This window comes from Thermus caliditerrae, assembly GCF_021462525.1.
In the GTDB taxonomy this organism is placed as follows: Bacteria; Deinococcota; Deinococci; order Deinococcales; family Thermaceae; genus Thermus; species Thermus caliditerrae.
In genome coordinates, this window is record NZ_JAKEDT010000004.1 from 129,878 (window position 1) to 150,667 (window position 20,790).

16 protein-coding genes are annotated in these 20,790 nt (G+C 69.1%); 6 read left to right on the forward strand and 10 right to left on the reverse strand.

The window, feature by feature from the left end; all coding sequences use genetic code 11:
* Positions 1–9 precede the first annotated feature (9 nt).
* Genes lysA through L1088_RS04315 form a run of 7 tightly spaced genes read right to left on the reverse strand, consistent with a single transcriptional unit; the run spans position 10 to position 7,589 of the window.
* Positions 10–1,167 carry a diaminopimelate decarboxylase gene (lysA, locus tag L1088_RS04285; protein WP_234553872.1) on the reverse strand — a complete coding sequence of 386 codons (1,158 nt, stop codon included), beginning with the start codon at positions 1,165–1,167 and terminating at the stop codon, positions 10–12.
* Positions 1,168–1,170: 3 nt separating this feature from the next.
* The gene (locus L1088_RS04290; protein WP_234553873.1) at positions 1,171–1,998 is read right to left on the reverse strand and encodes a carbohydrate ABC transporter permease; all 828 of its coding nucleotides are present in this window, start codon (positions 1,996–1,998) and stop codon (positions 1,171–1,173) included.
* Complete coding sequence (locus L1088_RS04295) at positions 1,995–2,957, reverse strand: carbohydrate ABC transporter permease (protein ID WP_234553874.1); 963 nt, start codon at positions 2,955–2,957, stop codon at positions 1,995–1,997. The genes L1088_RS04290 and L1088_RS04295 overlap by 4 nt, the downstream gene beginning before the upstream one ends.
* A 21-nt stretch (positions 2,958–2,978) precedes the next feature.
* Positions 2,979–4,253, reverse strand: coding sequence for an ABC transporter substrate-binding protein (locus L1088_RS04300; protein ID WP_234553875.1), 1,275 nt, complete (start codon positions 4,251–4,253; stop codon positions 2,979–2,981).
* Positions 4,250–5,758: a glycoside hydrolase family 3 N-terminal domain-containing protein gene (locus L1088_RS04305; protein ID WP_234553876.1), complete on the reverse strand. Its 1,509-nt coding sequence runs from the start codon at positions 5,756–5,758 to the stop codon at positions 4,250–4,252. Before L1088_RS04305 ends, L1088_RS04300 begins: the two co-directional genes overlap by 4 nt.
* Positions 5,755–6,615, reverse strand: coding sequence for an N-acetylmuramic acid 6-phosphate etherase (locus L1088_RS04310; RefSeq protein WP_234553877.1), 861 nt, complete (start codon positions 6,613–6,615; stop codon positions 5,755–5,757). Before L1088_RS04310 ends, L1088_RS04305 begins: the two co-directional genes overlap by 4 nt.
* Positions 6,612–7,589, reverse strand: a complete 978-nt coding sequence (locus tag L1088_RS04315) for a serine hydrolase domain-containing protein (protein ID WP_234553878.1) — start codon at positions 7,587–7,589, stop codon at positions 6,612–6,614. Before L1088_RS04315 ends, L1088_RS04310 begins: the two co-directional genes overlap by 4 nt.
* Positions 7,590–7,643: 54 nt before the next feature.
* On the opposite strand from L1088_RS04315, the gene L1088_RS04320 reads away from it, so the two are divergent.
* From L1088_RS04320 to nagA, 4 genes are read left to right on the forward strand one after another with little or no spacing between them, the layout of a single operon-like run.
* Positions 7,644–8,063, forward strand: a complete 420-nt coding sequence (locus L1088_RS04320) for a GNAT family N-acetyltransferase (RefSeq protein WP_234553879.1) — start codon at positions 7,644–7,646, stop codon at positions 8,061–8,063.
* Complete coding sequence (locus L1088_RS04325) at positions 8,051–8,731, forward strand: GntR family transcriptional regulator (protein ID WP_326490750.1); 681 nt, start codon at positions 8,051–8,053, stop codon at positions 8,729–8,731. The genes L1088_RS04320 and L1088_RS04325 overlap by 13 nt, the downstream gene beginning before the upstream one ends.
* Positions 8,728–9,765, forward strand: a complete 1,038-nt coding sequence (locus L1088_RS04330) for an anhydro-N-acetylmuramic acid kinase (protein ID WP_234553880.1) — start codon at positions 8,728–8,730, stop codon at positions 9,763–9,765. Before L1088_RS04325 ends, L1088_RS04330 begins: the two co-directional genes overlap by 4 nt.
* Positions 9,766–9,774: 9 nt before the next feature.
* Positions 9,775–10,839: an N-acetylglucosamine-6-phosphate deacetylase gene (gene nagA / locus L1088_RS04335; protein WP_234553881.1), complete on the forward strand. Its 1,065-nt coding sequence runs from the start codon at positions 9,775–9,777 to the stop codon at positions 10,837–10,839.
* On the opposite strand, the gene nikC is transcribed toward nagA, so the two are convergent.
* The 3 genes from nikC to L1088_RS04350 are packed head-to-tail and all read right to left on the reverse strand — an operon-like array spanning position 10,836 to position 14,271.
* Positions 10,836–11,660: a nickel transporter permease gene (gene nikC, locus L1088_RS04340; protein ID WP_234553882.1), complete on the reverse strand. Its 825-nt coding sequence runs from the start codon at positions 11,658–11,660 to the stop codon at positions 10,836–10,838. The two genes, nagA and nikC, sit on opposite strands and share 4 nt — an antisense overlap.
* On the reverse strand, positions 11,653–12,660 hold the full coding sequence (locus L1088_RS04345) for an ABC transporter permease (protein WP_234553883.1): 1,008 nt from the start codon (positions 12,658–12,660) through the stop codon (positions 11,653–11,655). Before L1088_RS04345 ends, nikC begins: the two co-directional genes overlap by 8 nt.
* Before the next feature lie 48 nt (positions 12,661–12,708).
* Positions 12,709–14,271, reverse strand: a complete 1,563-nt coding sequence (locus L1088_RS04350) for an ABC transporter substrate-binding protein (RefSeq protein WP_234553884.1) — start codon at positions 14,269–14,271, stop codon at positions 12,709–12,711.
* A 185-nt stretch (positions 14,272–14,456) separates the two neighbouring features.
* On the opposite strand from L1088_RS04350, the gene L1088_RS04355 reads away from it, so the two are divergent.
* The gene (locus L1088_RS04355; RefSeq protein WP_234553885.1) at positions 14,457–17,210 is read left to right on the forward strand and encodes a helicase-related protein; all 2,754 of its coding nucleotides are present in this window, start codon (positions 14,457–14,459) and stop codon (positions 17,208–17,210) included.
* On the forward strand, positions 17,211–20,759 hold the full coding sequence (locus L1088_RS04360) for an Eco57I restriction-modification methylase domain-containing protein (RefSeq protein ID WP_234553886.1): 3,549 nt from the start codon (positions 17,211–17,213) through the stop codon (positions 20,757–20,759).
* Positions 20,760–20,790: the final 31 nt, after the last annotated feature.

A 20,790-nucleotide genomic window follows, 5' to 3' on the forward strand; every position in this document is an offset into this window, starting at 1 on the left:
GGAGAGAAACTACTCCCCCTCCCAAAGCCCTTCCAGGGGCTCCCTTTCCCTCAAGACCTCCCACCCCTCCCCCGTCCAGAGGAGCTCCAGGGGCCTCGGGGTGTCCAGGTAGGTGAGGGCCATGCTGGCCCCGTACGCCCCGGCCTCCAGGAAGGCCAAGGCCTCCTCCTCCTCCGGCATGGGCAGGGGCACGTCCCGGGCCAGGACGTCCCCCGCCTCGCAAGCCGGGCCCGCCAGGTCAAACACCCCCGCCTCACGGCCCTCCCTGGGGTAAAGGGGCAGGACCGGGTGCCGGGCCCCGTAAAGGGCAGGCCGCAGGAGGCTCGTCATCCCCCCGTCCAGGAGGAGGTAGCGCCGCCGGGTGGCCTTCACCCCCACCACCCGCACCACCAGGACCCCAGCCTCCGCCACCAGGTAGCGCCCGGGCTCCAGCCAGACCTCGGCCCCGTAGAGGCGGGCCAGCGCCTCCATGGGCCCGGCCAAAGCCTTCAGGTCCAGGCGGAGGCCGAACCCGCCCCCCAGGTCCAGGACCGCCACCGGCCCCACCTCCGGGCGAAGGGCCTCCAAGACCCGGTAGCCCTGGAGGAAGTCCTCCACCCCCTCGAGGGCCGAGCCCAGGTGGAGGTGGAGGCCAAGAAACCGAAGGCCCTTCTCCCGGGCCAGGCGCACCAGGCGGGGCACCCCCTCGGGAAGCACCCCGAACTGGCTCTCCCCCCTGCCCGTGGCCAGGTGCCCGTGGGTGCGGACGGGGAGGTCGGGGTTCACCCGGAGGAGGACCCTGGCCCCTGGGAGGCGGCGGGCGACCCGCTTTAGATCCCCTTCCGAGTCCAGGACCACCACCGGGGCCCGTTCCCCTAAGGCGGCAAGGGCCGCTTCCGTCTTCACCGGGCCGTTCCAGACCACCCCTTCCGGGGGAAAGCCCGCCCGGTAGGCCCTGAGCACCTCCCCCAGGGAAACCGCCTCCGCCCCCAGGCCCAGGGCCCGAAGCCGCCGGAGAAGCCCCAAGCGGGGGTTGGCCTTGAGGGCGTAGAAGAGCCGGGCGAAGGGGAAGGCTTCCCGCAAGCGGGCCACCTGGGCCGCCACTCGGCCCCAATCGTAGGCGTAGAAGGGGGTGGGGTAGCGCCCTAGGGCCTCCTGGAGAGCTTGGCGGAAGAGGGGGTCCAGCACGGCCTACCCCTTCAGGCTCCCCAGGGTGAGGCCCTGGATGAAGTAGCGCTGGGCCAGGAGGAAGACCAGGATGGGGGGAATGGTACCCAGGGTGAGGCCCGCCATGAGCACCGTCCACTCCGTGGAAAACTGCCCCTGGAAGACCGCCAGGCCCACGGTGAGGGTGCGCATCTCCAAGGAGTTGGTGACGATGAGGGGCCAAAGGAAGCTGTTCCAGCCCGCCAAGAAGGTGAAGGTGCCCAAGGTGGCCAGGGCGGGGGCCGCCAGGGGCAGGGCCACCTTCCAGTACACCTGCCAAGGGCTTGCCCCGTCCACGATGGCCGCCTCCTCCAGCTCCTTGGGCAGGTGCAGGAAGTGCTGGCGCATGAGGAAGATGGCGAAGGCGTCGAAGAGCCCCGGCAGGATCAGGGCGTAGTAGGTGTCCACCCAGCCCAGGTTCCGCATGAGGATGAAGAGGGGGATGATGAGGACGTGCACCGGGATCATGAGGGTGGCCAGGAAGAGGAGGAAAAGCGCCCCTTGAGCACGGAAGCGGAAGCGGGCGAAGGCGTACCCCCCCATGGCCCCGCTGGTCAGGTTCAAGAGGGTGAGGCCCAAGGCCACCACGAGGGAGTTCAGGTACCAGCGGCCAAAGGGCACGCTCGTGAGCACCCGCCCGTAGTTCTCCAGGTGGAGCTCCTTGGGCCAGACCTCCACCGGCAGGTCAAAGACCGCCCCTGGGGCCTTGAGGCTGGTGGACACCATCCAGAAGAAGGGGACCAGCATGGAAAGCCCCCCAAGGAGAAGGAGCAGGTAGACGAAGGCATCCCAAAGCTTCGCCAAAGACTTCATGCTTCCTCCACCACCCAGCGCCGCCTCAGGGTCCACTGCAGGTAGGTGAGGGCAAAGAGGAGCAGGAAGAGCACCCAGGCGATGGCCGAGGCGTAGCCCATCTCAAAGGGGAAGGTGCCGAAGGCCTTGCGGTACAGGTAGAGCATGAGGACGTTGGTGGCGTCCACCGGGCCGCCCCCGGTCATGGTGTAGACCAGGCCGAAGACCTGGAAGCCGCCGATCATGGCGAGAAGGGTGTTGAGGAAGACCGTGGGGGTGAGGAGGGGCAGGACCACGTAGAAAAAGCGCTGGAAGGTGTTGGCCCCGTCCAGGCTGGCGGCCTCCAGGTACTCCTTGTTGATGTTCTGCAACCCTGCCAGGAAGATGAGCATCCTGAGGCCCACCCCTGCCCACACCGCGGCCAGGATCACCCCCCACATGGCCCAGGCGGGATCGGAAAGCCACCCCGGCCCCTCCTGGGCCAGCCACACCGCCCAGCCGGGGGCCTCGAGGCCCAAGAGGGTGAAAAGACCAACCAGCCTCTCCCCTACCCAGCGCAGGAAGAGGTTCACCGGCCCCACGGTGGGGTTCAAAACCCAGCGCCAAAGGAGCCCCACCGCCACCACGCTGGTCACCGTGGGCAGGAGGTAGAGGGTGCGCAAAAACCGCACCCCCGGCCAGGGCCGGTTCAGCCCCAAGGCCAGGAGGAGGGCCAGGACGATCTCCAAGGGCACGGCCACCGCCACGTAGAAAAGGGTGTTCCAAAAGGCCTTGTGGAAGACGGGGTCCGCCAGCAGGCGGCGGTAGTTCTCCAGGCCCACCCAGTTCTCCTGGAAGGTGCGCCAGGTGAGGGGTCGCAGGCCGTCGTACTCCACGAAGGAGAGGAGGAGGCTCGCCAGGATGGGCCCCAGGTTGAAGGCCAGGAAGCCCGCCAGGGAAGGCAGGAGGAAGAGGAGGGGGAAGCGGTGGTAGACGCGCACGGGACCTCCTGGCCTCTTGGGCTAGCGCCGCTTCCTTTCCGCCTGGACCTCGGCCAGGATCTTCTCCACCTGAGGCGCCACCCCGTCCAGGGCGGCCTTGAGGTCGGCCTTGCCCTGCCAGACGGGCTCCAACGCCTTGTTGATCAGCTGCAAGGCCTCGTTCCAGCGCTCAAAGGTCTCCGTGGGACGGGCGGTGCGGTTCACCGTGAGGAAGTACTGCTGGTTCTTGGGCGGGGGCGGCACGAAGAAGTCCTTGAGGTTTTGGATGCTCTTTTCCACGTTCTTCACGTCCACGCCCCGGGCGGGGATGATGAGGCCGGTCTTGGTGAAGATGCGGCTGGCCTCCGGGCCCGCCAGGAAGGAGAGGAGCTTCCAAGCGGCCTCGGGGTTCTTGGTACCCGCGGCCATGACCCAGCCGGAGCCGTCAATATCCACGATGCTCCCCGCCTTGCCCCGGGGGAAGGGCACCACGTCGAAGTCGAACTTGGCCCGGGCCTTCAGGGTGGGCACCCGCCAGCGCCCGTCCACGATCATCCCCGTCTGCCCGTTCAGGAACATGGTAAAGGCGCCCCGGTCCTGGGCCTCCTCCGGGGTGGGGGCCACCCGGTGCTTGTAGCGGAGGTCCAGATAGAACTGGAGGCCCTCCAGGGAAGCCGGGCTATTCAGGAGGAAGCGGGTGTGGTCGGGGCTGTAGAAGCGGCCGCCCGCGGACCAGACCCAGGGCTGCCAAAAGAGATAGAAGGTCTGGAAGGAAACCCCCCACTGCACCCGCTTGCCGTCCTTTTCCACGGTGAGGGCCTTGGCGTAGCGGAGGAAGTCCTCCCAGGTCCAGTCGGGCTTGGGGTCGGGGAGGCCCGCCTTCTTGAGGAGGTCGCGGTTGTAGAACACCACCAGGTTGGACACGTCCCGGGGCAGGCCGTACTGCTTCCCCTCCCACTGGAAGGCCTTGAGGATGCCGGGGAAGATGTCGGCGGTGGGGTACTTATCCCGCTGGATGAAGGCGTCCAGGGGGGCGAGGACACCCCTCGAGGCCATCCCCGGGAAGTCGATGTTGTTGAGGAAGAAGACGTCCGGGGGCGTGCCCGCGGCCATCATGGCGGTGATCTTGGCCAGGTACTCGGCGGAGGGGATGTTGATGTACTCCACCTGGATGCCGGGGTTTTTCTCCTGGAAGACCTTCAGGACCTCCTGGTAGGCCTTGATCTCCTCCTGGCTCCCCCAGCTGGCCAAGACCAGCTTCTGAGCGGAGGCCAGGCCCAAAAGGAGCGCCAAAACGCCAACCAGCCACCTTCTCATGGTTCACCTCCAAAAACCCATTGCCCCGAGGGGGCGTACACCCCCGCGAGGGCCTCCAACGCGGCCCGCACCTGGACCGCGCGGTAGCCATGGGTGGCGAGGTACCCGGTGGGCCTGGGCAGGAAGCGCAGGTCGTCGGGGTTGCCCAGGGCCACCACGTACAGGGGCTTGCCCAAGGCGAAAAGGGCCTGCACCAAGGCCCTCTGCCCCTCCTTGAGGGGGCCGAGCCAGCGGTGGGTGGAGACCACCACCCGCTCTGCCTTCTTGGCCTCCTCCACCGCCTTGGCCACCTCCTGAGGGGAGGGGTCCTCGGAGAGGTTCAGGCCGAAGCTTCCCGGAAGGTACCGGGGCGCGAGGTCGGCCAGGCTGGGCTCGGCCCCGTAGCGCTCGGAGAGCCTCAGGCCCAGGACCAAGGTGCCCCGGCCGGGGATGGGAAGGGGGCCGAAGCGGTGAACCACCCCCCGGCGGGCGGCCTCGAGGGCCAAAGCCTCCTCCTCCTTGGGGGTGAAGGGGCACTCCCCCTTCCCCGCCCGCAGGAGGGCGGCCCGCCGCCTCGCCTCCTCCACCCGGGCGAGGGGGATCTCCTTCCCCAGGGCCTTTTGCAGGCGGGCGTGGACCTCGCGGATGGCCCCCTCCTCCGGCTCCAGGAGGAGGAGGTCAGCCCCCGCCCGCACCGCCTGCACCGCCGCCTCCCCCGCCCCAAAGTGGCGCTTGATGGCCCCCATGGCCATGTCGTCGGTGAGGAGGGCCCCCTGGAAACCCATCTCCTTCCGGAGGAGGCCGGTGAGGATGGCCGGGGAGAGGGTGGCCGGGTACCTGGGGTCCAGGGCGGAGAACACGATGTGGGCGGTCATGAGGGCGGGCATCCCCGCGGCCACGTAGCGGCGGAAGGGCAGGAGCTCCACCCGCTCCAGGGCCTCCTTGGGCTTGTCCACCCGGGGCAGGTCCAGGTGGGAGTCCACCCCCGTATCCCCGTGCCCCGGGAAGTGCTTGCCCACAGGTCTAGCCCCCGAGCGCAAGACCCCCTTGGCAAAGGCCAGGCCCATGCGGGCCACCCGCTCGGGGTCGGCGCCGAAGGAGCGCAGGCCGATGATGGGGTTGTCCGGGTTGACGTTCACGTCCAAAACGGGGGCCAGGTTCACGTCCGCCCCCAGGCGGCGCACCTGGCACCCCAGGGCCCAGCCCACCCGCTCCACCAGGCCCTCGTCCCCGCTGGCGGCAAGGGCCATGGCCGAGGGGAAGCGCACCACCCCTTCCCGGTAGGAGGTGAAGGGCCCCCCCTCCTGGTCCACCAGGAGGAGGAGGTTCGGGTCCAGGGCCCGAAGCCGCCGCACCACCCCTTGGGGGTCGTGGCGCAGGTTGGAGGGGTAGAGGATGACCCCCGCGGGCCGCACCTCGCGGAGGAGCCTTTCCGGCACCTCCTCCCCCCTAAAGCTCACCACCATGAAGGCCCCCGCCTGGGCCGCCGCCATGCCCATCCCCGCAAGCAGCGCCAAGAGCCTCACCTCCCCACCTCCGCCAAGGCTCCCCGCACGCCCTTCGCCTCCAGGAGGGCCAAGGCCTCCCCTGGTTCCAGGCCCAGGGCCACCAGGGCGGCCAAGGCGGGCTCGGGGTAGACCTCGAGGAGCGCCAAGGCCTCCTCCTGACTGACCCCCGAAAGCTCCTGCACCAGGGCCGCCCCCCGGGCCCTAAGCTTGGCGTTTTGCGCCCGCATGCGGGCCATGCGGTTGCCGTAGACCCGGCCCAAAAGGACCATCACCAGGGTGGAGAAGAGGTTCAGGGCCACCTTCTGGGCGGTGCCCGCCCCCAGGCGGGTGCTCCCGGCGATGGGCTCGGGGCCCGTGAGGAGGAGGACCGGGTGGTGGGCCTCCGCCAGCAGGGGGGCCCCAGGGTTGTTGGCCAGGGCCACGGTGAGGGCCCCCCGCGCCTTGGCCCCCCTCAAGACCCCCAGGGTGAAGGGGGTTCTGCCGCTTGCCGCCACCGCCAGGAGGACGTCCCGCTCCCCCAGGGAGCGGCCCAGGGCCAGCCCCCCCTCCAGATCGTCCTCCGCCCCCTCCACCGCCTCCAGGAGGGCCTTTTCCCCGCCGGCCAGGAGGTAGCGCACCCGGCTGAAGCCAAAGGTGGGCCAAAGCTCCACCCCGTCCAGCACCGCCAGCCGGCCGCTGGTGCCCGCCCCGGCGTAGACCAGGTACCCCCCTTGCCGCATGCGGGCGGCGGCCTCCACCGCCGCTTTCTTCAAGGCCGGCAGGGCAGGCCAGAGGGCGGCCACGGCCCGGAGCTGGGCCTCGAGGAGGGCCATGAGCACCTCCTCGGGAGGCCAGAGGTCCAGGTCCTGGTAGCGGCGGGCCACGTCCTCGGTCATACCACCTCCGCGGCCAGGGCGTTCCCCACCGCCCGGCGCAAGGGCACCAGGGAGGGCCGGTGGCGGGTAGGGTGCACGGCGTTGGTGAGGAGGGCCCAGGCGTAGCCCCACTCGGGGTCCACCCACACCCCCACCCCGGTGAAGCCGGTATGGCCAAAAGCCCTCTCGGAAACCAGGCTTCCCCCATGCCATCCCGGGCGCTTCCGCTCCCAGGAGAGGAGCCTTTCCCCGTGGGGCCTTTGCATCTCCTCCAAGGCCGCCCGGGAAAGCCAGGTGCCCTGGAGAATAGCCCCAAGTTCCCCCAAGACCCCCTCCAAGGTGCCGAAGAGCCCCGCGTGCCCCGCCGCTCCCCCCAGGGCAAAGGCGTTCTCGTCGTGGACCTCCCCGCGGAGCACCCGCCCCCGCCAGGGGCAGCGCTCCGTGGCCACGCTCCGCTCCTGGGGAGGGGCGAAGGTTAGCCCTGCGGGCAAGGGGAAGTCCCTTAGGGGCCGCCCCCGCACCCGCTCCAGGAGGAGGCCCAGGAGCATGTACCCGATATCCGAGTATGCGGGCTCGCCCAAAGGCCAAGGGTGCTGCAGGAAGCGGGCCTTGAGGGCTTCCCCCTCCCCCCAGGTGTAGAGGGCCTCCCAGGGGGGCAGGCCGGCAGTGTGGGCCAAAAGAGCGCGCACGCTCACCCCCTTCAGGGGGTGGTCCTTAAGCCAGAGCATCTCCGGAAGGTGCTGGGCCAGGGGGTCGTCCAGGTCCAGAAGCCCTTCCTCCACCGCCTTCAGCACCTCCTTCAGGGTGAACAAGGGCTTGGTGAGGCTCGCCAGGTCAAAGTAGAAGCCCGCCTCGAGGGGCACGGGCTCGGGTTCCCGCTGGGCCAGGCCCAGGTGGAAGGCCTCCCGGCGGCCGTCGGCGAAAACCACGCCGAAGGCCACCCCCGGGACCACGCCCTTCTGCACCGCCTCCTCCAAGAGGGCCTTAACCCGCATGGCCCAGAGTCTACAACGGCCGGGGATTGGCAGGCAAGTGGTATGCTAAGCCCCGTGGTGCGCCCGGCGACCCTAAAGGACCTCCCCTGGATGGTGGCCGTCTTGGACCAACCCTACTTCCGCGCCTATGGCCTCACCCCGGAAGGAGCAAGGCGCCTTCTGGAAAGGGCCCTGAGGGAAGGCGAGGTCTACGGGGTGGGCGAACCCCCCAGGGCCCTGGCCTGGTACTGCCCCAAGGGGGGCTTTGGCCAGGGCTACCTGCGGCTTCTGGCCGTGGCTGAAGGGGCGCAGGGGCAGGGCCTGGGCACAGCCCTGATGGGTTTCCTCCTCCCGCAGGGCCTGCGCTTTGTCCTGGCGGAGAAGGAAAACACCAGGGCCCTAGCCTTTTACGGGCGCTTCGGCTTCCAAGTGGCGGGGGAGCTTCCCGGCTTCGTCCGCCCGGAAAGGACGGAGGTGATCCTGTGGCGGCCTTAGGTCCCAAGTACCTGGAGGTAGCGAGGAAGCTGAGGGAGGCCATCTTTCAGGGGGTGTATGGGGAGGCCCTGCCCCCAGAGCGGGCCTTGGCGGAAACCTTGGGCGTTTCCCGGGACAGCCTGCGCAAGGCCTTGGACCTCCTGGAGGAGGAGGGCTTGGTGGTCCGCAGGCAGGGAAGCGGCACCTTCGTGGCCAAGCGGGCCACCTTCCGCACCCGGCTCCTGGGCTTCAGCGAGGAGATGCGGGCCCTGGCGCTCCAGCCGGAAACCCGGGTGTTGCTAGTGGAAAAAGGCCCCCCCACCCCCGAGGAGGCCATGGCCCTGGCGCTTTCCCCAGGGGAGGGCGTCTTGCGCCTCCTCCGCCTTCGGCTGGCGGACAGGGAGCCCATGGCCCTGGAGCGGGCGGCCCTGCCCCTTTGGGCGTTGGCCGAGGCGCCGCAAGGCTCCTTGTACCAGGCCCTCGAGGCCAAGGGCCTCCGCCCGGTGCGGGCCCTACAGCGCCTCCGGGCCGTGGCCGCCCGGGAGGAGGCCAGGCCCTTAGGGGTGGAGCCCGGGAGCCCCCTCCTCCACCTGGAGCGGGTGAGCTACCTCCCTGACGGCAGACCGGTGGAGTTCGTGAAGAGCTGGTACCGGGCCGACCGGTACGAGCTTTTGGTGGAGCTGGCATGAGGGTCCTGGGCCTCATGTCCGGCACCAGCGCCGACGGGGTGGACCTGGTGCTGGCGGAGTTTAGGGGAAGGCCGCCTCGGGTGGTCCACCGGGTGCTGGAGCACCTCGAGGTCCCCTACCCGGAGGGCTTGCGGAAACGGGTCCTGGCCGCCATGCGCGGGGCGGACACCCGCGAGATCGCCCTCTTGCACCATGACCTGGGGCGCTTCTACCTGGAAGCCGCCCTGCCCTTCCGGGGCAAGGCCGAGCTGGTGGCCCTTTCCGGGCAGACCGTGTGGCACGAGCCTCCCCGGGCCACCTTCCAGCTGGGGGAGCCCAGCCACCTGGCCCTGGGCCTGGGCGTTCCCGTGGTCCATGGCTTCCGGGCAGTGGACCTGGCGGCCGGGGGCCAGGGGGCTCCTTTGGTGGCCTACCCCGACCTCCTCCTCTTTGGGGAGGCGGGCAAGCGGGTGGCGGTGCACAACCTGGGAGGCATCTCCAACCTCACCTTCTTCCAGGACCAGGACCCCCAAACCCTCCTGGCCTTCGACACCGGCCCTGGGGTCTGCCTCTTTGACGAGGCGGTGGAGGCCCTAGGCCTTTCCCTGGAGGAAGCCGTGGCCCTGGCGGAAGGCGCACTGCCCGAGGAGGAGGCCCTTCGCCTCTGGCTTGCCCACCCCTATTTCCACCTCCCCCCGCCCAAGACCACGGGCCGGGAGATCTGGCGCCTTACCGCCCTTAAGCCCCTCCCCCAGGACCCCGCCACCCTGCTCCGCACCCTCTTGGAGCTCACCGCCAGGAGCGTCTTCCTAGCCTACCGGCGCTTCGTGGGAGACGTGGACCGGGTCCTGCTGGCCGGAGGCGGGGCCCGGAACCGGGTTTTGGTGGGGCTTTTGGCCCAGCACCTGCCCGTGGCGGTCATGGAAAACCCCAAGGTGCGCGAGCCCTTGGCCTTTGCCCTTTTGGGCTACCTCCACCGCATCGGCGAGGTCAACGTCCTGGGCCGGGCCACGGGGGGCCGGGACCTCCGCGCGGGGCAGGTGGTGGAACCTTAGGAGGCGCAGATGCTGGAAGGCACCATCCTTACCCCAAGCGGTTTCGTCCGGGGCAGGCTCCACTTCTCCGAGCGGATTGAGGCCATAGAGGAAGCCCCCGTGGAGGGCCCCTACATCCTCCCCGGCTTCCTGGACCTCCACGTCCACGGCGGCGGCGGCCTGGAAGTGATGGGAGGGAGGGAGGGGGTGGAAGCCACCCTCCGCTTCCACCTCCAGCACGGCACCACCGGCCTTTTGGCCACCACCGTCACCGCCCCACTTCCCCAGCTGGAACGGGCCCTCCTGGGCATCCAGGAGGCCATGGCAGGACCTTTGGGGGAAGCCCTCCTTGGCGTCCACCTGGAGGGCCCCTTCATCTCCAAAGACCGCCTGGGTGCCCAGCCCCCCTTCCCCCTCCTCCCCGACCTGGAAACCGCCCAATGGCTCCTCTCCTTGGCCCCGGTGAAGGTCCTCACCCTGGCCCCCGAACTCCCCGGGGCCCTGGACTTCCTCCGCTTCCTGGCCGAGCGCGGGGTGCGCGTCCAGCTGGGCCACACCGCCGCCTCCTATGCCGAGGCGGAAGCCGCGCTGGAGGCCGGTGCCTCCGGCTTCACCCACCTCTACAACGCCATGACCGGCCTCCACCACCGCGAACCCGGCGTGGTGGGCCTGGCCCTGGAACGGGGCACGTGGGCGGAAATCATCCCCGACGGGCTCCACGTGCACCCCGCCGCCCTCAAGCTGGCCCTGAAGAGCATCCCCGGCCTCTACTTCGTCACCGACGCGGTGGCGGCGGCGGGGATGCCGGACGGGGAGTACCCCTTGGGCGCCCACCGGGTGGAAAAGCGGGGCAACGGGGTCTGGCACAGGGGCTCTTTGGCGGGAAGCACCCTCACCATGGACCAGGCCCTCCGGAACCTGGTGGCCTGGGGCATGCCCCTGGAGGAGGCCGCGAGGCGGCTTTCCACCCTTCCTGCCCGATACCTTGGCCTAGGGGACCGGGGGGAGATCACCCCAGGCAAGCGGGCCGACCTGGTGGTCCTGGACGGGGAGCTCAGGGTCCAGGCGGTGTTCCTGGGAGGGAAGCGGGTCTAGCGGCCCCTAGGGTCCAGCACGTCACGGAGCCCATCCCCCAGGAGGTTAAAGGCCAACACCGTGAGCAGGATGCCCACCGCCGGGGCCGTGGCCGCCCAAGGAGCCTCGGCCATGTAGTTGCGGGTTTCCGCCACCATGGCCCCCCACTCCGGAGTAGGGGGCTGAGCGCCGAAGCCGATGAAGGAAAGCCCCGCGGCGGTGAGGATGGCCGCCCCCACCTCGTAGCTGGCCTGCACCAGGACCGGGGTGAGGGCGTTGGGCAGGAGGTGGCGGAGGAGGATCCTTCCCGGACCCGCCCCCAGGGCCCTGGCCGCCTCCACGAACTCCCGCTCCCTTAGGGCCAGCACCTGGGCCCGCACCAGCCTGGCGTAGACCGGCCAGGTGACCAGGGCCACCGCCAGCACGGTGTTGGTCAGGTTGGGCCCCAGGGCGGCGGCGATGGCCATGGCCAGGATGAGGGAGGGAAAGGCGAAAAAGACGTCGGTGAGGCGCATGAGGAGGTTGTCCCACGCCCCGCCCAGCCCTCCCGCCAAGAGGCCCACAGCCGTGCCCAGGAAGCTGGCCAGGAACACCACCCCGAAGCCCACCGCAAGGCTGATCCGGGCCCCATGGACCACCCGCGACCAGACGTCCCGCCCCAGCTGGTCCGTGCCGAGGGGGTGCTCAGGGGAGGGAGGCTTCAGGCGCTGGAGCAGATCTTGTTCCAGAGGATCCTTAGCGAAAAGCGGCCCCAAAAGGGCGAGAAGCCCCAGGGCTAGGAGCAGGATAAGGCCCAACACGGCTCCCGGGTTGCGCAGGAAACGCCGCAAGAGTTTAGGCATAGCGAATCCTCGGGTCCAGAAGGGCGTAGAGGAGGTCCACCAAAAGGTTGAGGAAGGAGTAGACCAAACCCACCAACAGGGTCACCCCCATGACCGCGGGAAAGTCCAGGCTGGTGGCGGATTGGGTCACGTAGCGGCCCAGCCCCGGCCAGGAGAAAATGGTCTCCGTCAAGACTGCTCCCGAGAGCAGTCCCCCCATCAGGCTGCCCAGGAGGGTGAGGACGGGGAGGGCAGCGTTCTTCAGGGCGTGGCGCAGGACCACCTGCCGCTCGGAAAGCCCCTTGGCCCAGGCGGTGCGCACGTAGTCCTGGGAGAGCACCTCCAGCATGGCCGCCCGGGTCATGCGGGCCAGAAGGGCGGCGGAGGCAGAGCCCAGGACGAAGGCGGGGAGGAGGAGGTGGGCAAGCGCGTCCTGGAAAGCCCCCCAGTCCCGGGCCAGAAGGGCATCTAAGGTGGTGAGGCCGGTGACAGGAGGCGGGGGGATGAGGAAAGGGTCCAGCCGCCCGGGGCCGGGCAGAAGCCCCAAACGGCGGTGGAGGAGGTCCAGAAGCAGGATGGCCAGGAAGAAGACGGGGGTGGAGCCTAAGAGGAGGGCCATCAGCCGTACCAGGAGGTCGGGGAGGCGGTTCTGCCTTAGGGCCGCCCACACCCCGGCGGCCAAGCCCAGGAGGACCGCCACCAGGAAAGCGGCCAGGGCCAGCTCCAAAGTGGCGGGGAAAAACTCCTTCAGGTCCTCCGCCACCGGCCTGCCCGTGCGCAGGGAGCGCCCTAAGTCCAGCTGCAGGAGCCTTTGCAGGTAGAGGGCGTACTGCACCAGGATGGGTTTATCCAGACCGTAGCGCTGCCGGAACTCCTGGATCTGCTCCTCCCGGGCGTTTTCCCCGAGGGCGGCCGCCGCCGGGTCTATGGGAATGACCTGGGCGATGAGGAAGGTGATGAAGGTAATCCCCACCCCCACAAAGAGCACCATGAAGAGCCTTCTCAGGATATAGGCGCCCATAAGGGAAACCCGCGGCCTGGGGCCGCGGGCCTCACTATACCCTAAGGGCTAGGGTTGCTTGCTCACCTGCCAAAGGGGCACGGACATCATGGGGTTCTTCAGGAAGCCCTCCACCTTGGCCGAGAGGCCGATGGGCTGGGCGGGCTGGTAAAGGACCACGTAGGGGCCTTCCCGCAGCACCTTCTCCGTGAGGACCTTGTAGAGGGCCTTGCGCTTTTCCGGGTCGGCCTCGAGGGCCGCCTGCCGGGCCAGCTTGGCCGCCACCTCGTCGTTGTAGCCATTGCGCCAGGCCAAAGAGCGGGCGGCGTAATCCGCCCAGGGCGTGGCGTTGCCGTCAGGGTCGGGGAAGTCCGGGCTCCAGCCCGCCAGGACCATCTGGTGGTTCTGGGCCCGGTAGGTGGCGAGCACCTCGGCGTTGGCGATGGCCCGGATCTTGGCCTTCAGGCCTGCCTTGGCCATGTCGGCCTGAAGCTTGGCGGCCACATCGGGGCAGGGCACGCCCCCACCGCAGATGCCGGTGCTGGTGAGAAGCTCAAACTCCAGGCCCTGGGGGTATCCGGCCTCAGCCAGGAGCTTCTTGGCCCGGGCGGGGTCGTACTTGTAGGGGGTAGCGGGGTTATACCCCAAAAGGCCCTTGGGGATAAAGGTCTGGATTTTGGTCGCGTTCCCCTGGAGCAGACCTTGGATGAGCTCGTCCTGGTTCACCGCAAAGCGCACCGCCTCCCGCACCTTAGGGTTGGCGAAGGGGCTTCCCGGCTTCACGTTCATGCCCAGGTACTGCAGGCGCAGGGTTTCCGCCCGCACCACCTTGAACCGGGGGTTGGCGGCGATGGCCCGAAGCCCCTCGGGGGTAAGGCCCTCGGCGATGTCGATCTCCCCAGACTCCAAGGCCGTGCGCAACACGGCGGGCTCCTGGATGTAGCGGAGCACCACCCGCGGCACCTTAGGCTTCACCCGGGCGTAGGGGTTGGCCTCGAGGATCACCTGGTTCCCCCGGTCCCAGCGCACCAGGCGGTAGGGCCCGGACCCGGCGGAGTTGTTGGTGAGGAAGTCCTTGCCGAAGTCACCCCCTTTGGCGTTCTTCTGGGCCTCCTCCGAGTCCACCCCCCCGCCGATGGTAAAGGTGAGGATGGAAAGGAAGGACTGGGGGGAAGCGGTCTTGGGGATGCGCACCTCCACCGTGTAGGGGTCCAGGGCCTTGGTGGCCCCGGGCTTGAGCTGGGAGATCTCGGTGAAGAGGAAGGAGCCGGGGCCCTTCAGGGCCAGGGCCCGCTCAAAGCTAAAGACCACGTCCTTGGCCGTGACCTCCCGTCCGGTGGAGAACCGGCTCCCCTTGCGGAGCTTGAAGGTGAGGATCCAGTCGGTGGTGCCCCTTTCCACCTTCCAGCTCTCCGCCAGCCCCGGGCGCAGGGTGGCAAGGTCGTTGCCCTCAAAGCGCACCAGGGTTTCGTAGAGGTTGTCCGCGATCATCACCCCCGTGAACTCGTAGACCACCTGCGGGTCCAAGGTGATGAGGTCTGTCCAGTCCCCGCCGTAAACCAGGACCTGGGTCCGGTCCTGGGCCCAGGCCAAGCTGAACAGCATCGCCAATGCCAGCAACCCTCGCCTCATAGCGCCTCCTCCTCCGGGCTATAAACCCTTGGGAACAAGGTTACGGGCGCCCCCAAGGCGGGTCAAGGCCCGGCAAGCCCCTTGGGCCGAGCGGCGATGACCCTGGATGTTGTGCCCCAGCCTCTGCGGTCTTGGCCGGGCAAAAAGCCGCGCCTTCCGGCAGTGCAAGCCGCTAGCATAGGGCCATGACCGAGGAACTGCTAAGGCCCGGCTCCCTCTTTCGGGCCCGCGGGCGGGACTACCGCGTGGAGCGCCGGGAAAAGGCGGTCCTCTTCGCCCGGACCGTGGACACCGAGGAAGAAGCCCTCTTCTACCTGCCCCTGGAAGGCCCTTCCCTCGCCCTCACCTCCTTGGGACTCCCCCCCGAGGAACCGGGGGACCCGGCCCTCCACGACCTCCTCCTGCGGGCGGCTGACCTTTCCGCCCTGCACGCGGACGCCCCTTTCTTGGCCCTGCAGCGCTCCCGGGTGGTTCCCGCCAACTACCAGCTGGTGCCCCTGCTCATGGCCCTGCGCCAGCCCAAGGTGCGCCTTCTCATCGCCGACGACGTGGGCCTGGGCAAAACGGTGGAGGCGGGGCTGGTGCTCAAGGAGCTTTGGGTACGGGGCCGGGTGCGCCGGGCCCTGGTCCTGGCCCCAGCCCACCTCGTGGCCCAGTGGGAGGAGGCCCTGCGCCGCTTCTTCCACCTTCCCTTCACAGTGTTCTCGGGAAGCCAGCTCAAGCGGCTGGCCCGCGGGCTACCCCCGGGATCCAACCCGTGGGGCCACTTCCCCCTCATCCTCGCCAGCCTGGACTACGCGAAGCAGGACGGGGTGCGGAACCAAGTCCTGCTGCAGGACTTTGACCTCCTTTTGGTGGACGAGGCCCACCTGGCGGCCCGGCCTCCCACGGAGCGGGGGGCCCAGATGGAGCGCTACCGCCTGGTCCGGGACCTGGCCCGCCGGGTGCCCCACCTTCTCCTCCTCACGGCCACGCCCCACAACGGCTACTCGGAAAGCTTCCTGAGCCTCCTGGAGCACCTGGACGCCGTGGGCCTCGGCCTCTTCAAGGGGGGCGTCCTGGACCGGGAAGTGGCCAAGCGCCACGTGGTGCAACGCCGCAGGCGGGACGTGGAGGAGTGGTTCCGGCGGGAGGGCAAGAAAAGCCCCTTTCCGGAGCGGGAAGCCCGGGAGGAGGGGGTGGAGCCCAGCCGGGCCGAGGCGGAGCTCTTCGAAGCGGTGCGCCGCTACCAGGCGGAGGTGTTTGACCCGGACCCGGAAAAGGTGCCCCTCCTGGGCCGCTGGCTGGCCATGCACCTCATGCGCCGGGCCACCAGCTCCCCCAAGGCCCTGGAAAGGAGCTTGGAGCGGCGGCGCGCCCTGTTGGAAAGCCTCCTCGAGGCCCCAGCCGAGCCCACGGGCGAGGAGGCCGCCGCCCTCTTTGATGCCGCCCCGGAGCGCCTCCTCCCGGAGGAGGCGGAGGCTTCCTTGGAGCTTTCCCTGGCGGACCGGGCGCGGATCGGGGCGGAGCGGGCCTACCTGCTCACCCTGCAAAGCCACCTGAAGGCCAGCCGCAAGGACTCCAAGCTGGAGCGCCTCCTGGCCCTTCTGCAGGACCCCCTGCGCCTGGGACGGGGGCGGACGCTGGTCTTCACCCGTTACCGCGACACCCTGGAGTACTTGGTGGAGAGGCTGGCCAAGGCCCTGCCCCACCCCGTCTTCGGGGTGCACGGGGAGATGAGCGAAAGGGAGCGGGAGGAGGTGCTCCTGGCCTTCGCCCGCCATCCTCGGGCGGTCTTGGTGGCCACGGACGTCTTCTCGGAGGGGTTGAACCTGCAGCACTACGCCGCCCAGCTGGTCCACTACGACCTCCCCTGGAACCCCAACCGCCTGGAGCAGAGGAACGGGCGCATTGACCGCTTTGGCCAGCCCGAACCCGTGGTGCGCATCCGCACCCTGTACTACGAGCGCTCCTTTGACGTGGCGGTCTTCCGCCTCCTCCTGGAGAAGGCGGAGCGCATCCGCCAAGAGCTTGGGGTGGTGCCCGCCTTCTTCGGGGACGAGGCCTACCTGCGGCAGTCCCTCGAGGCCCTTTGGCGCGAGGACTGGCGTTCGGAGCGCCGCTTGCAGACGGGGCTTTTCCAGGAGGAGGCGGAGCCCGAACTCCTGGCGGCCAGGCGGGCGGTGGAGGAGGGCTTCTACGGGCACTCGGAGTTCTCCCTGCCCGACGTGGAGCGGCGCCTTCAGGAGGCCCTGGGCAAAGCGGGGAGCCCGCGGGCCCTGGGGGCTTTCGTCTTGGACGGGCTCCGCTACTTGGGCTGGGAGGTGGAAGGGGAGGACCCGTACCTGGCCCGGCGGGGGCCAGGGGAGGCGGTGCCCGGCCTACCCCCTACCCTCGGCCCCTTCACCTTCCGCCTCGAGGCCCCCTTGGGGGTAGAGGTCCTGGACCTCTCCCACCCGGTGGTGGAGCACCTGGTGGCCCACCTGCGCTTCCGCGCCTACCGCGACCTGGACGGAGCCCGCACCGCCCTCCTCTCTTTCCCCGCCCCGCCCGGAACCCCGCCCGTGGCCTTCTACCACTTCCGGGCCCGGTTTCTGGGCCCCGACGGGGAGGCCTTGGAAAGCCTCTACCGCAAGGCCCTGCGCTTGCTGGACGGGGCCCTCCTGCCCGAGGCAGAGGCCGAGGCCCTATGGGCCTCGAGGCGGAAACAGGCCCCCCTCCTCTCCCAGGAGCAGGGGCGGCTTCTGGCCCGCCGGGCCCTGAGCCTGGACCTCGAGGCCCTGGGCCAGGCCGGGGCGGAAGAAGCCCTGGCCCGGCTCAAGGCGGAGCGGGAGGCCCTGAAGCGGGACCTGGCCAGGGCCTACGGCGGCCTTCCCGAGGCCTTCCAGGGCCTGGACCGGGTGGAGCTCCTGGGCCACGAGCTTCTGGCGGTGAGCCTTCTGGCTCCCGGGGGGGTGTGAATGTTCTATGCCCTTCGCGTTTCCGGCGGGCTCCTGACGGAGGAGTTCTTACAGGAGCTGGCCCGGCCCGAGGCCCTTAGGGAGCTGGGCCTGACCCAGGAGGCCCTCCAAGACCGCTTCCTGACCCTTCTCGGCCTGTACGAGCGGCTCAAGCCCCTCTACGGGCTCACCGATATCCGCCGGGCCCGGGAAGCCTGGCTCCTGCCCTTCTTCCGCGCCCTGGGGTACGAGCCCGTCTACAACCGGAGCCCCTTGCGGATAGGGGACCTGGCCTTTCCCATCAGCCACCTGGCCGGGGAGGACGAGGAGGCCCCGCCCCTCCACCTGGTGGCCCAGGACCTGGACCTCAAGCCCGCCCGGCGGGAGAAGAGCCCTCAAGGGCTTCTCCAGGCCTACCTGAACGCCCACCCCCAAAAGGACTGGGGCGTGCTGGCCGCCCCCTGGGAGGTGCGGCTCCTCAGGAAGTACTTCCACGTATCCGCCCCAGGCTACGTGGCCTTCAACCTGGTGGAGCTCTTTGAGGCCCCCCGGGACGCCGCCTTGCGGGAGTTCCAGGTGCTTTACCTCCTCCTCCACCCCAGCCGCTTCCGCCGGGGCAAGGACGGCAAGACCCCCCTGGACCGGTACTGGGACCGGGCCCGGGAGGTGGGCACCCGGGCCAAGGAAGCCCTGCGCAAGGGGGTGGTGCAGGCCCTCGAGGTCCTGGGCAACGCCTTCCTCACCGAGGAGCTCCGGCGGGAGCTGGAAGAGCCGGAAAAGCTTGCCGCCTACCACCGGGAGCTCCTGCGCCTGGTCTACCGCCTGCTTTTCCTGCTCTACGCGGAGGCCCGGGGGCTGATCCCGCAGAAGGCGGCGCTTTCCTGGGTCTACGAAAGGGAATACAGCCTCACCGCCCTTCGGGAGAGGGCCCTGCGCCAAGAGCCCTTCCGGGAGGACCGGCACACAGACCTTTGGGAAAGGCTCCTCCTCACCTTCCGCCTGGTCCACGAAGGGGACGAGGACCTGGGGGTGCCCGCCCTCAACGGGGAGCTTTTCCATCCCCAGGGGCTTCCCCTCCTGACCGGGGGGGTCTTGGACCCGGCGGAGCGGCCCCGATACCCAAACCTCCCCCGGCCCAGCAACGCCGCCCTTCTGGAGGCGGTGCGCCTCCTGGCCTTCGTGGAGCGGGACGGGGCTTTGGACCGCATCAACTTCCGGGACCTCGAGGTGGAGGAGCTGGGGCACGTGTACGAGGGGGTTCTGGCCCTGGCCCCCCGCCTGGTGGAAGGCCGCTACACCCTGGAAAGCCACCTCCTGGAGCGGAAGACCACGGGAAGCTACTACACCCCCCGGGAGCTGGTGCAGCTGGTCCTTCAGGAGAGCCTGGCCCCGGTGGTGGAGGAGCGCCTGCAGAAGGCGGGCCCCGACCCCAAGGCCCAGGAGGAAGCCCTCCTCTCCCTCAAGGTGCTGGACCCGGCCATGGGTTCGGGGGCTTTTCTCATCTCGGCCCTGGAGTACCTTTCCGAAAAGCTTTTGGAGGTGCGGGGGATGAACCCCCAGGAGGACCCCGAAGCCCTGTACGAGGCCCGGCACCTGGTGGCTGCCCGTTGCCTCTACGGCGTGGACAAAAACCCCATGGCGGTGGAGCTGGCCAAGCTCTCCCTCTGGGTGGCCGCCGCCGCCAGGGGCAAGCCCCTTTCCTTCCTGGACCACCACCTGAAGGTGGGCAACTCCCTGGTGGGGGCCCCGGAGGACTTCCTGGCCCGGGGGCTTTCCCGGGAGGCCTACAAGCGGGAAGGGGTGGCCAAGGAAGCCCTACAAGGCCTGGCCTTTGGGCCGGGGCCGGGGGGGCTTTTCCTCTCCCCTCCCTCTCCCCCGCCCCTGGACTTTGAAGAAGTGCGCGTGGAGGATGTGGAGGCCAAGCGGGCCCGCTACCGGGCTTGGCGGGAAAGCGACGGGGTGCGGCGCCTCGAGGTCCTGGCGGACTACTGGACCGCCGCCTTCTTCCTGGAGCCCGGGCCTGGGGTGCGCCTGCCCGACGCCCAGGGGCTCCACTGGCTGGCCCAGCAGGAGGGGGCAAGCCTGGAAATGCTTCGGCAAAGCTCCTACCTGCCCCCAGCCACCCTGGCGGCCATAGAGGCCGCCAAAGCCCGCCACCGCTTCTTCCACTGGTGGCTGGAGTTCCCCGAGGTGTTCCAGAAGGGGGGCTTTGACGTGGTGCTGGGGAACCCGCCGTGGGAGGTGCTGGAGCCCAAGGAGGAGGAGTTTTTCCAAATACACGACCCCAAGATCGCCGCTCTGCCTGGGAACAAGCGCAAGGAGGCCATCGCCCGCTTAGAGCGGGAAAACCCAAGCCTCTTTCGGCTTTGGCGGGAGCATGTCCGTGAGATAAACAGTCAGGTAGCCTTCATCAGGTTTTCCGGGCGCTTCCCCTTGATGGCACAGGGGGACGCCAACACGTACCGCTACTTCGCCGAGCTGGCCCGCTCCCTGCGCTCCCCTGCGGGGCGGGTGGGCATGGTGCTTCCCACGGGCATCGCCACGGACGACTCCAACAAAGAGTTCTTCGCCGACCTGGTGGAGAGGGGGGAGCTGGCGGCCCTGCTGGATTTTGAGAACCGGAAGAAGCTCTTCCCTGCTGTAGTCAGCCTCCAAAAGTTTTCTGTTTTCGTCCTCCAGGGGCCCCAGGCGGGAGGGCAGGAGGCCAAGCTGGCCTTCTTCCTCACCCGGCCTGAACAGGCAAGGGATGAAGTCCGTATCCTCTCCCTGAGCCCGGAGGACTTCCGGCTCCTCAACCCCAACACCCGCACCTGCCCCGTCTTCCGCACCCGCCAGGATGCGGAGCTCACCAAGGCCATCTACCGCCGGGTGCCCGTGCTGTGGCGGGAGAGCCCGGGGGAGAACCCCTGGGGGGTGCGGTTCCTTGCCCTGTTCCACATGTCCAACGACTCCGCCCTCTTCCGGGAGCGGGGGGCCCTCGAGGGCCAAGGCTTCACCCTGGCGGGCAACCGCTTCGTGCGGGGGGAAGAGGTCTACCTGCCCCTCTACGAGGCCAAGATGGTGTGGCACTACGACCACCGCTTCGCCACCTACGAGGAGGGGGAGACCCGCGACCTGGCCCCGGAGGAACACCAAGACCCCGCCCGCCTGCCCCTCCCCCGCTACTGGGTGAGGCGGGAGGAGGTGGAGGAGCGCCTGGTGAAGCGGGACAGAAACGGGGGCGAGGTGTGGCGGTGGGGGCGGGGGTGGCTTTTGGGGTTTAGGGATATCACCAACGCCACGAATGAGCGCACCGCCATCTTCGCTTTCGTTCCGAGAGTGGGGGTGGGACATACGGCCCCCCTGCTCCTCACACCCCTAGCCCCCACCCTGCTTCTGGCTCTTGCGGCAAACCTCAACAGCCTAGTGCTGGACTTTGTTGCTCGGCAAAAAGTGGGCGGCACCCACCTCACCTTCCACCTCCTCAAGCAGTTCCCCGTCCTCCCCCCTGACCGCTACACCCAGGCCGACCTCCTCTTCCTGGTTCCCCGCATCCTGGCAGACTTGACCGGTATACCCCTTTTGGGGTAGATGGTTCTCCATGACCCTGCGCGAAGCCCTA